The organism is Kitasatospora sp. NPDC002040 (assembly GCF_040296785.1).
Lineage (GTDB): Bacteria > Actinomycetota > Actinomycetes > Streptomycetales > Streptomycetaceae > Kitasatospora.
In genome coordinates this window covers 24,253-37,299 of record NZ_JBEOXV010000016.1, presented here as the reverse complement: position 1 = coordinate 37,299, position 13,047 = coordinate 24,253, and the positions used below count along the sequence as shown (strand labels likewise).

10 protein-coding genes are annotated in these 13,047 nt (G+C 71.5%); 7 read left to right on the top strand and 3 right to left on the bottom strand.

What is annotated here, in order from left to right:
* The first annotated feature begins 178 nt into the window (after positions 1-178).
* The 4 genes from ABT118_RS26750 to ABT118_RS26735 are packed head-to-tail and all read left to right on the top strand — an operon-like array spanning position 179 to position 4,152.
* Complete coding sequence (locus ABT118_RS26750) at positions 179-1,000, top strand: ABC transporter ATP-binding protein (protein ID WP_350674057.1); 822 nt, start codon at positions 179-181, stop codon at positions 998-1,000.
* Positions 990-1,859 carry an ABC transporter permease gene (locus tag ABT118_RS26745; protein ID WP_350674055.1) on the top strand — a complete coding sequence of 290 codons (870 nt, stop codon included), beginning with the start codon at positions 990-992 and terminating at the stop codon, positions 1,857-1,859. The genes ABT118_RS26750 and ABT118_RS26745 overlap by 11 nt, the downstream gene beginning before the upstream one ends.
* 38 nt (positions 1,860-1,897) lie before the next feature.
* Positions 1,898-2,944 carry an ABC transporter substrate-binding protein gene (locus tag ABT118_RS26740; protein ID WP_350674051.1) on the top strand — a complete coding sequence of 349 codons (1,047 nt, stop codon included), beginning with the start codon at positions 1,898-1,900 and terminating at the stop codon, positions 2,942-2,944.
* Between the two features lie 56 nt (positions 2,945-3,000).
* Positions 3,001-4,152, top strand: a complete 1,152-nt coding sequence (locus tag ABT118_RS26735) for a hypothetical protein (protein ID WP_350674048.1) — start codon at positions 3,001-3,003, stop codon at positions 4,150-4,152.
* Here the strand turns inward: ABT118_RS26735 and ABT118_RS26730 are convergent.
* A complete protein-coding gene (locus ABT118_RS26730; RefSeq protein ID WP_350674045.1) occupies positions 4,115-5,032 on the bottom strand; it encodes a ferredoxin family protein in 918 nt (305 codons plus the stop codon). The genes ABT118_RS26735 and ABT118_RS26730 overlap by 38 nt on opposite strands.
* A gap of 242 nt (positions 5,033-5,274) precedes the next feature.
* Positions 5,275-7,728 carry a DNA gyrase/topoisomerase IV subunit A gene (locus tag ABT118_RS26725; RefSeq protein WP_350674042.1) on the bottom strand — a complete coding sequence of 818 codons (2,454 nt, stop codon included), beginning with the start codon at positions 7,726-7,728 and terminating at the stop codon, positions 5,275-5,277.
* Between the two features lie 251 nt (positions 7,729-7,979).
* On the opposite strand from ABT118_RS26725, the gene ABT118_RS26720 reads away from it, so the two are divergent.
* From ABT118_RS26720 to ABT118_RS26710, 3 genes are all read left to right on the top strand, one after another.
* Positions 7,980-9,323: a M16 family metallopeptidase gene (locus ABT118_RS26720; RefSeq protein WP_350674038.1), complete on the top strand. Its 1,344-nt coding sequence runs from the start codon at positions 7,980-7,982 to the stop codon at positions 9,321-9,323.
* Positions 9,324-9,340: 17 nt separating this feature from the next.
* Complete coding sequence (locus tag ABT118_RS26715; RefSeq protein WP_502884681.1) at positions 9,341-10,705, top strand: M16 family metallopeptidase; 1,365 nt, start codon at positions 9,341-9,343, stop codon at positions 10,703-10,705.
* 298 nt (positions 10,706-11,003) lie between these two features.
* Positions 11,004-12,197, top strand: a complete 1,194-nt coding sequence (locus ABT118_RS26710; RefSeq protein ID WP_350674032.1) for an RtcB family protein — start codon at positions 11,004-11,006, stop codon at positions 12,195-12,197.
* A 2-nt stretch (positions 12,198-12,199) separates the two neighbouring features.
* Here ABT118_RS26710 and ABT118_RS26705 read toward each other — a convergent pair whose 3' ends face one another.
* The gene (locus ABT118_RS26705) at positions 12,200-13,018 is read right to left on the bottom strand and encodes an LAGLIDADG family homing endonuclease (RefSeq protein WP_350674029.1); all 819 of its coding nucleotides are present in this window, start codon (positions 13,016-13,018) and stop codon (positions 12,200-12,202) included.
* Positions 13,019-13,047: the final 29 nt, after the last annotated feature.

Below are 13,047 nucleotides of genomic sequence, written 5' to 3'. Positions count from 1 at the left end.
TCCGGGGGGTTTCTGTCAGCCCCGCTCCGCTGTTGTAGCGGAAGCAAAACGAGCAGAACAGCCCTCAACGCACGGAAGCCGCAGTACGCCCGCAAGGGTGCCGCCGCCACCCGCCGCACTCCTAGCCTCCGGGGCAGACACAGACCCCGGCGACGGCGCCGGGACCTCGGAGGTGGATATGAACGGGCTGACAACCACAGCCCCGGCGATCGAGTTGACCGGTGCGACCAAGCGGTTCAGGACTCCCTCGGGCAGCCTGCACACCGCCGTCCGGGACCTCGATCTGACGGTGGCCCCGGGGGAGTTCGTCGCGGTGGTCGGCCCGACCGGCTGCGGGAAGTCCACCGCGCTGACCCTGGTCAGCGGCCTGGAGGAGCCGACCGAGGGCGAGGTGAGGGTCCACGGCGAGCAGGTCGAGGGGATCAACGGCCAGGTCGGCTTCGTGTTCCAGCAGGACGCCGTCTTCCCCTGGCGGACAGTGCTCTCCAACGTGATGGCGGGCCCCCGGTTCCGGGGCGTCCCGGTGGCCGAGGCCCGCGAGCGGGCCCGCGACTGGCTGGCCCGGGTCGGTCTGGCCGCCTTCGAGGACCGCTACCCGCACCAGCTCTCGGGCGGCATGCGCAAGCGCGTCGCGCTCGCCCAGACCTTCGTCAACGACCCGAAGATCCTGCTGATGGACGAGCCCTTCTCGGCCCTCGACGTACAGACCCGGGCCCTGATGTCGGACCAGCTGCTCGACCTGTGGGCCGGTACCGGCTCCTCGGTCGTCTTCGTCACCCACGACCTGGACGAGGCCATCGCGCTGGCCGACCGGGTGGTCGTGATGACGGCGGGCCCGGCCACCGTCAAGCAGGTCTTCACCGTCGACCTGCCCCGCCCCCGCACCGTCGAGGCGGTCCGCCTGGAGCCCCGCTTCGTCGAGCTCTACCGCGAGATCTGGGCCTCGCTGGGCGAAGAGGTCCGCATCACCCGTGAGAGAGGAGCGGGCAATGCCGCTTGAGACCACGGCCGCCCCCACGGCCACCGCACCCCCCGTCACCACCCGCACCGCCGCCCGCCAACGCGCGGCCCAGAAGCGGAAGTTCACCGTGTACGGGGCCCGGGCCGGCGTGCTGGTCGCCTTCCTCGGGCTCTGGGAGCTGTGCGCCAGGACCGAGGCCATCGACCCGTTCAACTTCTCCCAGCCGTCCCGGATCTGGGCCCAGATCTGGCAGTGGGTCACCCACGGCACCGCCCAGGGCTCGCTCGGCGAGCAGATCGGCTACACCCTCTACGAGGCCCTCACCGGCTGGGTGATCGGCGTCGTCGGCGGCGTCCTGCTGGGCATCGCGCTCGGCCGGATCCGCTTCCTGGCCGACGTGTTCGGCCCGTACATCAAGGTCCTGAACGCGATCCCCAGGATCGTGCTGGCCCCGATCTTCCTGATCTGGTTCGGCCTCGGCCCGGCCTCCAAGGTCGCCTCCGCCGTGGTGCTGGTCTTCTTCCCGGTCTTCTTCAACGCCTTCCAGGGCGCCCGCGAGGTCGACCGCAACCTGATCGCCAACGCCCGGATCCTGGGCGCCGACAACCGCCGGCTCACCCTCCAGGTGGTCATCCCCGCCGCCACCACCTGGATCTTCACCAGCCTGCACGTCAGCTTCGGGTTCGCGCTGATCGGCGCCATCGTCGGTGAGTACATCGGCGCCACCAAGGGCCTCGGCCTGCTGGTCGCCGCCGCCCAGGGCACCTTCAACGCCGCCGGGGTGTACGCCGCGATGACCATCCTCGCCGTGGTCGCCCTGCTCACCGAGGGGCTGCTCACCTTCGGCGAGAAGCGGCTCTTCCGCTGGAAGCCGGCCGACTCCGGCGACGGCCGCTGACCCTCCCTCACCCCACCCGCAGAGATAGGCATTCCCCCATGCGCAGAACCGCCGCCGCCGCCCTCGCCGCCGCGCTGCTCCTCTCCCTCACCGCCTGTGCGAACGACGCCGCCTCCTCCACCCACGCCGAGGCCGGACAGACCGTCGACGGCCCCAAGGTCAAGATCATGGTCGGCGGGCTGGACAAGGTCATCTACCTGCCCGCGATGCTCACCCAGCGGCTCGGCCACTTCGCCCAGGCCGGCGTCAACGTCGAGCTGCTGAGCGAACCCGCCGGCGTCAACGCCACCACCGCCCTGCTCGCCGGGGACGTCCAGGGCGCCGTCGGCTTCTACGACCACACCATCGACCTCCAGGCCAAGGGCAAGAGCGTCGAGTCGGTGGTCCAGTTCTCCCAGGCCCCCGGCGAGGTCGAGGTGGTCTCCGCCAAGCAGGCCGACGCGATCAGGACCGGCGCGGACTTCAAGGGCAAGAAGCTCGGTGTCACCAGCATCGGCTCCTCCACCGACTTCCTCACCAAGTACCTCGCCGTCAAGAACGGCGTCGCCGTCAGCGAGTTCAGCCCGATCGCGGTCGGCGCCGGTCAGACCTTCATCGCCGCCATGCAGCAGGGCAGCATCGACGCCGGCATGACCACCGACCCGACCGTGGCCGCCATCCTGGCCAAGAACCTCGGCACCGTGCTCTACGACATGCGCACCCCCGAGGGCTCCCGGGCCGCGCTCGGCGGGCTCTACCCCTCCTCCTCGCTCTACATGAACACCGACTGGGTCGAGAAGAACAAGGACACGGCCCAGAAGCTCGCCAACGCCTTCGTGAAGACCCTCAAGTGGATGTCCACCCACACCCCCGCCGAGATCGCCGCCCAGATGCCGGCCGACTACGCCCAGGGCGGCGCCGAACAGTACGCCGAGGCGATCAAGGCCACCCTGCCGATGTTCACCACCGACGGCGTGATGCCGCCCGAGGGCCCGAAGACGGTCCTGGCCGTCCTCGCCGCCTTCCACCCGGACGTCAAGGGCAAGGAGGCCTCGATCGACCTCTCGAAGACCTACACCAGCGAGTTCGTCACCAAGGCCGGCTGACACCCGCCCGCCCCCGGCACCGACCCGGTCGGCGCCGGGGGCTATGGTCCGTCCGCATGACCACCACCACCGCCCTGGTCGACACCACCGTGGCCGGCTCCCTGCTCGCAGGGCTGCTGCTCGGCACCCGGCTGTTGCGCCGACCGGCCGGACCGGGCGCCGGAGGCACCGTCGCCCCGGAGGTGCTGCTCGCCGGAGTGACCGCCCTGATCTACCTCAACCAACTGCTCTGCGCCGCCTACCTGCTGCGCGTGCAGGGCGGGGACACCACCTTCGTCACCCGCTACCTGCCGCCCGGCTGGTTCGCCCAGCCGGACGGCAACCCGCTGGTCCGCCTGGTCGCCGACCACCTGCCCGCCCCGGCCCTGTTCGCACCCACCGTGCTCCGGGTCCAGGCCTTCCTGGAACTGCCGTTCGTGCTGCTCGCCTACGGGACGGTGCTGCGCCGGCTCAGCCCCGCGCTCTACCGGACGGTGCTCGGCTCCCGGGCCCTGGTCCGGTCGGCCGCGCTCTCGTACACGGTGGTCTTCGGCGTGGTCGAGTGGGACCTGCGCAACCCCTGGACCGTGCAGGACCTGGTGATCCGGGCCGTTTCGGCGGTGCTCACCGCGCCGCTGCTCAACGCCCTGGCCCGGCGCGAACCCGGCGCCGACCGGGAGCCCGGGGCCGCGGGCCTGCTGCTCTTCGCCGCCTCGCTCTGGGCCGTCGGCACCCTGGTCATGGTGGTCTACGACACCGCCCTGCTCTACAACCTCGGCCACCTGGGCGGCCGTTGGCCCGAGGCTCTGCTCGCCCTGCTGGTCCTGGCGGCCACCGCCCGCCGGCAGGGAGCCGGCCCGGCCGGGGGCCGGGGCACGGCCGCCCTGGACGCGGCACTGCGCCGCTCGCTGACGCTCTTCCTGGTGCCCGCACTGGCGATCCGCTACGGCGTCACCTTCGGCACCCCGCTGCTCGCGGCGGGCGGGGCCCTGCTGACCGGCGCACAGGCACTGTGGCACCGCCGGGTCCGGGCCGGGCTGCTCCCGCTCGTGCTGGGCGGAGCGGCCGGACTGGCGGCGGCCTACCTGGCGGTGCTCCTGGTCACCGACACGTACTACGAGAGCGCCCTGCTGCGGGCCATGGCCACCGCGCTCGTGGTCACGACGCTCGGCTGCGCCCTGGCCGACCGGCTCAGGCCTGAACGGCTGTCAGCTCACGCAGTGAACTGACGTCCATCCGGGCCGGGGTGGCCGGGCTCTTGCCGCAGCTCTCCGCCCGGGGCGGCTCGCTGACCCCCTGCACCACCTCGACCAGCCAGGAACGGCCGTCGGTGTGCCGCACCGTCACCGACCAGGCGCCCTTCGCCGTGTCCTGCTGCACCAGGGTCAGCGCGTCGGCGTCCGTCTCCCCGGTCAGCTCCCGGACGGCCTGCTCCGCCGCCTGACCCGGCCGGTCCCAGTACGAGCGCCCGCGCGCCCACTCCGTCACGGTGTGCCCCGCGGCGGTCGCCGCCAGCACCTCCTTGGCCCCCGTCGGGGACAGCCGCCCGTACGCGTAACCGAACGGCAGCACCAGCATGGTGGGGGAGAACCGGTGCCCGCCCAGATGGGTGACCTCCCAGACCTCCGCGTGTCCGGCCGCCGCCAGCTCCGCCGCCAACGGGCGCCCCAGCAGCGCACAGCAGCGGTCCCGCCGGCCGTTGGTGCACACCAGCGCCAGCGGGTCGCCCCGGTGCGCGGTGCCGAAACCGCCGTGCTCGCCCGCGCCGAGCGCGGCGAAGTCCAGCGCCAGCAGCTCGGCCGGATCGGCCACCGTCGTCCGCCGCACCCAGGACGCACCCGGCGCGGTGTGCGCCACCACCACCTCGTGCCGGGCCGTCGGCAGACAGTCGGCATGCCGCCCGGGGCGGCGGATCAGCGCGATCCGCACCCCCGTGCCCTCCGCCGCCGCGTCCAGCGCCCGGCCCAGCCCCGGATCCAGATGGCTCTCGGTCAGGGCCTTCGCACCCCACGGACCGGCCTGCTCGACCAGCAGCCAGGTCGCCGCGGTGGCCGCAGTGGCAGCCAACGGCTCGGTAAGTTCGCGCGACAACGTTGCACAGGTGCTCACACAGGCAAGGCTACCTTCGGAGCCTTCGGCCCACGGTGCACCCGCAGGGGCCCGGGGAACGGCGACGCCGACCTCTCGACACTACGGCCAGGGGCTCGGGGAACCGCGAGGCCGACCTCGTCATAGGTCACCCGTGCGCAGGTGGTCAGGCACTTGCAGTTTGACCCGCACGCCAGACATCCTCGCCGTTCCCCGAGCCCCTGGCTGCGCCATGGTCGGGCACCCTGCAGAGAGCTGCGCGCCTAGGTGGCCGGCCCCGCCACCACCGCGACGGTGCCCGTCACCGGTGTGCCGGAGCCGTCCCGGCGCGGATCCCGCTCCGGCAGCTCCACCGGAGCCCCCGCCACCGTGGCCGCCCGGGCCGGCGCAGGGCCCGCCCAGGCGAAGGCCAGCGCGTCCTCGCCGCGCAGGAACCGCTGGATCCGGACCCCGCCCGTGGCCCGCCCCTTCCGGGGGTACAGCTCGAACGGCGTGACCTTCCAGCTGGTGTGCTCACCACCCGTCAGCGTCCCCGAGGCGGCCGCGACCGAGACCACCACCGCGTCCACCGCCGGATCCACCGCCGTGAACGAGAGCACCCGGGCCCCGTCCGCCAGCTTCACCCCGGCCATGCCGCCCGCCGGGCGGCCCTGCGGCCGGACCTGCCCCGCCGGGTACCGCAGCAGCTGGGCGTCCGAGGTGATGAAGACCAAGTCCTCCTCACCGGTGCGCAGTTCGACCGCGCCGATGACCGAGTCGCCCTCCTTGAGGGCGATCACCTCGAACTCGTCCTTGTTGGCCGGCCACTCCGGCACCACCCGCTTCACCACACCCTGCACCGTGCCCAGCGCCAGCCCCGGCGAGGACTCGTCCAGCGTGGTCAGCCCGATCACCCGCTCGCCGTCCTCCAGCCGGAGGAACTCGCTCACCTGCGCCCCGCCCGCCAGCGACAGCGTCGGCGACGGCGGCAGCGCGGGCAGGTCGATCACCGGCAGCCGCAGCGCCCGCCCGGCCGAGGTCACCACACCCACGTCACCCCGTGCGGTGGCCGACACCGCCGCGACCACCACGTCGTGCTTGGCCCGCGAGTCGGACAGCTCCACCGGCTCGCCGTCCGCCAGCCGGGCCAGCAGCCCGGTCGAGGAGAGCAGCACCCGGCACGGGTCGTCCGCGACCTCCAGCGGCACCGACAGCGTCGCGGCGGGCACCGCGCCCGCCTCCAGCAGCACCGTCCGCCGCTCGGTGCCGAACTGCTTGGACACCGCCCCGAGTTCGTTCGACACCACGCTGCGCAGCTTGGTGTCCGAATCCAGGATCTCGCTCAGGTCCGCGATCTCCGACAGCAGCTTGGCCTGCTCCGCCTCCAGCTCCACCCGGTCGAACCGGGTGAGCCGCCGCAGCGGGGTGTCCAGGATGTACGCCGTCTGCGTCTCCGACAGGGAGAAGCGCTCCATCAGGCGCTCCTTGGCCTGGGTCGCGTTCTCGCTCGACCGGATGATCGCGATCACCTCGTCGATGTCGACCAGCGCGACCAGCAGGCCCTCGACCAGGTGCAGCCGCTCCTGGCGCTTGCGCCGCCGGAAGTCGCTCCGCCGCCGCACCACGGTGAAGCGGTGGTCGACGTAGACCTCCAGCAGCTCCTTCAGGCCCAGCGTCAGCGGCTGGCCGTCGACCAGCGCCACGTTGTTGATGCCGAAGGTCTCCTCCATCGGCGTCAGCTTGTAGAGCTGCTCCAGCAGCGCCTCCGGCACGAAGCCGTTCTTCACCTCGATCACCAGGCGCAGACCGTGCGCACGGTCCGTCAGGTCCTTGACGTCCGCGATGCCCTGGAGCTTCTTCGAACCGACCAGGTCCTTGATCTTGGCGATCACCTTCTCCGGACCGACCGTGAACGGCAGCTCGGTGACCACGATGCCCTTGCGCCGCGCCGTCACCGCCTCGATCGAGACCGTCGCCCGGATCTTGAACGTGCCGCGCCCGTTCTCGTACGCGTCCCTGATGCCGGACAGGCCGACGATCCGGCCGCCCGTCGGCAGGTCGGGGCCCGGCACGAAGCGCATCAGCGTGTCGAGGTCCGCCGTCGGATGCTTGATCAGATGCCGGGCGGCGGCCACCACCTCGGACAGGTTGTGCGGCGGCATGTTCGTCGCCATCCCGACCGCGATGCCGGTGGCGCCGTTCACCAGCAGGTTCGGGAAGGCGGCGGGGAGCACGGTGGGCTCCTGCTCGCTGCCGTCGTAGTTCGGCCCGAAGTCGACCGTGTCCTCGTGGATCGACTCCACCAGCGCCATCGAGGCGGCCGTCAGCCGCGACTCGGTGTACCGCATCGCGGCCGGCGGGTCGTCGTTGCCGAGCGAACCGAAGTTCCCGTGGCCGTCGATCAGTGGCAGCCGCATCGAGAACGGCTGCGCCATCCGGACCACGGAGTCGTAGATCGAGGCGTCGCCGTGCGGGTGCAGACGGCCCATCACCTCGCCGACCACGCGTGCGCACTTCACATGCGCGCGGTCCGGGCGCAGGCCCATCTCGTTGGCCTGGTACAGGATGCGCCGGTGCACCGGCTTGAGGCCGTCCCGGGCATCGGGCAGCGCACGGGAGTAGATGACCGAGTAGGCGTACTCCAGGAAGGAGCCCTGCATCTCGTCCACCACGTCGACATCGAGGATGCGCTCCTCGAAGTCTCCGGGCGGCGGGGTGGGCGAACTGCGGCGGGCCATCGCGGCGGGGCTCCCTTGCGTCTCTGACGGTACTTCGGTAACTGTCCGGGGGGCTGCTGGGGTACGGCGCCCCCCATTGTGGACCCTCGCACCGACAGCCTCGGTCAACCCCCTCCTTGCTGGCGCACTTCCGCCCGTGGCGAACGCCCGGCTGGCGCGGGCACATCCAAGCGTCTCGCGCGTTGCACCACAATGAGGGGACGGCATTCCAGCCGCCCGGACCGACTATTCGAAGACGGGAAGGACCCAGCATGGCCAACCCGGCCCCCGCCTCCACCCGAGGCCTCGCCATCACCGAGCACCGCCTGGCCAACGGCCTGCGCGTGGTGCTCTCCGAGGACCACCTCACCCCGGTGACCGCCGTCTGCCTCTGGTACGACGTCGGCTCCCGTCACGAGGTGAAGGGGCGCACCGGCCTGGCCCACCTCTTCGAGCACCTGATGTTCCAGGGCTCGGCGAACGTGTCCAACAACGGTCACTTCGAACTGGTCCAGGGCGCCGGCGGCTCCCTCAACGGCACCACCAGCTTCGAGCGCACGAACTACTTCGAGACCATGCCCGCCCACCAACTGGAGCTCGCGCTCTGGCTGGAGGCCGACCGGATGGGCTCGCTGCTGGCCGCACTCGACGACGCCTCGATGGAGAACCAGCGCGACGTCGTCAAGAACGAGCGCCGCCAGCGCTACGACAACGTCCCGTACGGCACCGCCTTCGAGAAGCTCACCGCGCTCTCCTTCCCCGACGGCCACCCGTACCACCACACCCCGATCGGCTCGATGGCCGACCTGGACGCGGCCACCCTGGAGGACGCCCGGGCGTTCTTCCGGACGTACTACGCGCCCAACAACGCCGTGCTCTCCATCGTCGGCGACCTCGACCCCGAGCAGACCATCGCCTGGGTCGAGAAGTACTTCGGCACCATCCCCGCCCACGACGGCAAGCAGCCGCCGCGCGACGGCGCCCTGCCCGAGGTGATCGGCCGTGAGATCCGCGAGCTGGTCCAGGAGGACGTTCCCTCCCGGGCGCTGATGGCCGCCTACCGCCTGCCGCACGACGGCACCCGCGAGGCCGACGCCGCCGACCTGGCCCTCACCATCCTCGGCTCCGGCGAATCCAGCCGCCTCTACAACCGCCTGGTCCGCCGCGACCGCACCGCCGTCGCGGCCGGGTTCGGCCTGCTCCGGCTCTCCGGCGCACCCTCGCTCGGCTGGCTCGACGTCAAGACCTCCGGCGACGCCACCATCGAGCAGATCGAGACCGCCGTCGACGAGGAGCTCGCCCGCTTCGCCGCCGAGGGCCCCAGCGCCGAGGAGCTCGAGCGCGCCCAGGCCCAGATCGAGCGCGAGTGGCTCGACCGGCTCGCCACCGTGGCCGGCCGCGCCGACGAACTCTGCCGCTACGCCGTCCTGTTCGGCGACCCCAAGCGGCTCAACGACGCACTCGGCAAGGTCCTCGACATCAGCGCCGAGGAGGTCAAGGCCCTGGCCGCCGCCCGCCTGCGACCCGACAACCGGGCGGTCCTGGTCTACGAGCCGACCACCACCGACGACACCGCCGACGCGGCCGAGACCGAGGACGAGGAGGCGGCGGCATGACCGACCCCACCCCCACCATGACCTTCCACCCGCAGCCGACCGCGGGCACTCCCACCCCCTGGGCCTTCCCCGCGCCCGACCGCACCACCCTGGCCAACGGCCTCACCGTGCTGCACTGCCACCGCCCCGGCCAGCAGCTGGTCGCGGTGGAGATCCAGCTGGACGCCCCGCTGGCCGCCGAGCCGGACGACCTGGACGGCATCGCCAACATCCTCGCCCGCGCCCTCAGCGAAGGCACCGACACCCTCACCGCCGAGCAGTACGCCGGCGAGCTCGAGCGGGCCGGTGCCACCCTGGACGCCCACGCCGACCACCCCGGCATCCGGGTCTCGCTGGAGGTCCCCGCCTCCCGGCTGGAGCGCGGCCTCACCCTGCTCGCCGACGCCCTGCGCGCCCCCGCCCTCCCCGAGGACGAGATCGAGCGCCTGGTCGCCAACCGCCTCGACGAGATCGTGCACGAGCAGGCCAACCCGGCCCGCCGCGCCGCCAAGGCCCTCTACGCCGCCCTGTTCGAGGAGGCCGACCGGCTCTCCCGCCCGCGCAGCGGCACCGCCGACACGGTCAAGAACATCACCCGGGCCGCCGTGCTGGCCTTCTACACCGAGCACGTCCGCCCCGGCACCGCCACCGCCGTGGTGGTCGGCGACCTCACCGGCCTCGACCTCACCGCGCTGCTCGAAGCCACCCTCGGGGGCTGGACCGCCCCCGTGACCGCCGCGAGCACCCACGCCCCGGTCACCGCCGACGACCGCGGCCGGGTCGTCATCGTCGACCGCCCCGGCTCCGTCCAGACCCAGCTCCTGATCGGCCGGATCGGCCCCGACCGCCACGACCCGCTCTGGGCCGCCCAGATCCTCGGCACCTACTGCCTCGGCGGCACCCTCACCTCCCGCCTGGACCGGGTCCTGCGCGAGGAGAAGGGCTACACCTACGGCGTCCGGGCCTTCGCCCAGCCGCTGCGCTCCAACGCCGCGGGCTCCGGCCGCGCCCTGCTCGCCATCAGCGGCTCGGTGGACACCGCCTCCACCGCCCCCGCGCTGGCCGACACCTGGACCATCCTGCGCACGCTCGCCGCCGAGGGCCTGACCGACGCCGAGCGCGACGAGGCGGTCCAGTTCCTGGTCGGGGTCGCCCCGCTCAAGTACGAGACGGCCGGTTCGGTCGCCGCCACCCTGGCCGACCAGGTCGAGCAGTTCCTGCCCGACGACTACCAGGCCGAGATCTACCGGCAGCTCGCCGAACTCGGCACGGCCGCCGCCACCGACGCCGTGGTCGCCGCCTTCCCGCCGGACCGGCTGGTCACCGTCCTGGTCGGCGACGCCGCCCAGTTCGCGGACCAGGTCAGGGAGTTGGGGATCGGCGAGGTCACCGTCATCAGCTGACCCGCAGCTCGCCCGACGGCCCGACGGAGTGTCAGCTCCGTCGGGCCGTCCGCGTTTATTCCATTGCCGCGGTGTTGCCTCCTGTGGCTAGATAGCACCCGTCGCCCGGTCGGGCGGCCACACACAGGAGAGGAGGCGGTCACCATGCGGGTCGAGCGAACCAGCTCCCTGAGGCGACCGTACTTCCCCTGTACCGCTCGCACTCGCTGAGCACCCTCGCCTTCCCCGAGCCACGCCGGAAGCTTCGCGCGGCACCCCCATAAGCTTGGAACCAGCCGACCCCTGGAGGTCGTTCACCATGTCGTACACCGAAGTCCCCGGCGTCCGGGTCCCGATCCGGATGTGGACCAACCCCTCGACCGTCGAGGGCCAGGCCATGCAGCAGCTGCGCAACATCAGCTCGCTCCCGTGGCTGCACGGCCTCGCCGTGATGCCCGACGTCCACCTGGGCAAGGGCGCCACCGTCGGCTCCGTCATCGCCATGAAGGGCGCGGTCTGCCCGGCCGCGGTCGGCGTCGACATCGGCTGCGGCATGAGCGCGGTGAAGACCTCGCTCACCGCCAAGGACCTGCCGGACGACCTGTCCCGGCTCCGCTCCAAGATCGAGCAGGTCATCCCGGTCGGCCGGGGCCTGCACTCCGACCCGGTCGACCCGAAGAAGCTGCACGGCTTCGCGACGGCGGGCTGGGACGACTTCTGGAGCCGCTTCGACGGCATCGCCGGCGAGGTGAAGTGGCGGCGTGAGCGGGCCGCTCAGCAGATGGGCACGCTCGGATCAGGTAATCACATGATTGAGCTGTGCCTTGATCTGAACGGTTCTGTTTGGTTGATGCTGCATTCGGGATCGCGCAACATCGGCAAGGAGCTGGCGGAGCATCACATGGGTGTGGCGCGCGGGCTGTCGCACAACCAGGGCCTGGTCGATCGCGATCTCGCGGTGTTCATCTCGGACACCCCGCAGATGGCGGCGTACCGCGAGGACCTGTTCTGGGCGCAGGAGTACGCCAAGAACAACCGCGCGGTGATGATGGCGCTGTTCAAGGACGTCGTTCGGCGCGAGTTCCCCAAGGTGAAGGTCGCCTTTGAGGAGGAGATCAGCTGCCACCACAACTACGTTGCGGAGGAGCGGTACGACGGCGTCGACCTGCTGGTCACCCGCAAGGGCGCGATTCGGGCCGGCACCGGCGAGTACGGCATCATCCCGGGCTCGATGGGGACGAGTTCGTTCATCGTCCGTGGCCTCGGCAACGAAGCGGCCTTCAACTCGGCCTCGCACGGTGCGGGCCGGAAGATGAGCCGTACGGCAGCCAAGAAGATGTTCACGACGCGGGACCTGGAGGAGCAGACCAAGGGTGTCGAGTGCCGCAAGGACAGCGGCGTCGTCGACGAGATCCCGGGCGCTTACAAGTCGATCGAGAAGGTCATGGAGCAGCAGCGTGACCTGGTGGAGATCGTCGCGCAGATCAAGCAGGTCATCTGCATCAAGGGCTGAGGTCAGGCCAGGGTGTGCGGGGAGCGCACCCTGGCCTGCTGCGGTCCCAGGACGCGCCAGCGCCGCATTTCGCAACTGCTCACCGTGCGGTTCAGGAGGGCAGCCGCCGCCGCAGGGTCGGGGGTGGCGAGCAGGAGCTCGGTCTCCTCGGCGGTCCAGGACCGCTTGCGCACCTTCTTCATGCCGACGGGTCGTACCCAAGCCGCGACCTGACCCGCAGCGGCCTGCTTGCGCGGCAGTGCGAGACAGCCGGGGTAGTAGAGCTCGCGGATCAGCAGTACGGCCTCCTCGCGGGTGAACAGCACGTTGTGGATGTCGTCGCGCCTGTTGCGCCGCACCGTGCGGGGCATGTCGGTGAGGCGTTCCGCATAGGCGCAGAAGTACCGGGCCATTGCCTCGCTCGCTGTGGTGAGACTGATGAACGGCAGGTCCTGCGCAGTGCGCCCGACTGATCCGTCGGCGTCCACGATGCCTCGGATGTAGTCGCGCTCCGAGTGGCTGCCGGTCGGCGCGGCGACGCTCAGCGATTTCCGGCCGCTCGGCAGGCCAAGGGCCTGGAGCCGTTCGCGGAACTCCAGTGCGCAGACCGACCAGACCACCGAGGTGTGCTCGGCCGCGAAGTTGGTGCTGCGGGTGCGATAGCTGATGGTGCTGTTGTGAGGGCAGATTCGTTGGAACTCCTCCAGCAGCGGGGCGTCCCGAGCGGACAGCTCCACCGTGAGCCGGCCTTTGCGGCCCGGTCCCCGGCTGAGGTGGCCGTCGGCCTGGATGAAGCCGAACATGTAGGCGTGCTCGGGTCGTTCGAGGTCGAAGTCGTTCATGTGGCACAGCGTGCGAGGCAGGCGGCCGG

What these genes read in the sequence shown, in the direction of transcription:
- ABT118_RS26745 (WP_350674055.1), top strand. Translation starts at nt 990, where the DNA reads ATGCCGCTTGAGACCACGGCCGCCCCCACGGCCACCGCACCCCCCGTC.
- ABT118_RS26705 (WP_350674029.1), bottom strand. Translation starts at nt 13,018, where the DNA reads ATGAACGACTTCGACCTCGAACGACCCGAGCACGCCTACATGTTCGGC.
- ABT118_RS26725 (WP_350674042.1), bottom strand. Translation starts at nt 7,728, where the DNA reads ATGGCCCGCCGCAGTTCGCCCACCCCGCCGCCCGGAGACTTCGAGGAG.
- ABT118_RS26740 (WP_350674051.1), top strand. Translation starts at nt 1,898, where the DNA reads ATGCGCAGAACCGCCGCCGCCGCCCTCGCCGCCGCGCTGCTCCTCTCC.
- ABT118_RS26710 (WP_350674032.1), top strand. Translation starts at nt 11,004, where the DNA reads ATGTCGTACACCGAAGTCCCCGGCGTCCGGGTCCCGATCCGGATGTGG.
- ABT118_RS26720 (WP_350674038.1), top strand. Translation starts at nt 7,980, where the DNA reads ATGGCCAACCCGGCCCCCGCCTCCACCCGAGGCCTCGCCATCACCGAG.
- ABT118_RS26735 (WP_350674048.1), top strand. Translation starts at nt 3,001, where the DNA reads ATGACCACCACCACCGCCCTGGTCGACACCACCGTGGCCGGCTCCCTG.
- ABT118_RS26715 (WP_502884681.1), top strand. Translation starts at nt 9,341, where the DNA reads ATGACCTTCCACCCGCAGCCGACCGCGGGCACTCCCACCCCCTGGGCC.
- ABT118_RS26750 (WP_350674057.1), top strand. Translation starts at nt 179, where the DNA reads ATGAACGGGCTGACAACCACAGCCCCGGCGATCGAGTTGACCGGTGCG.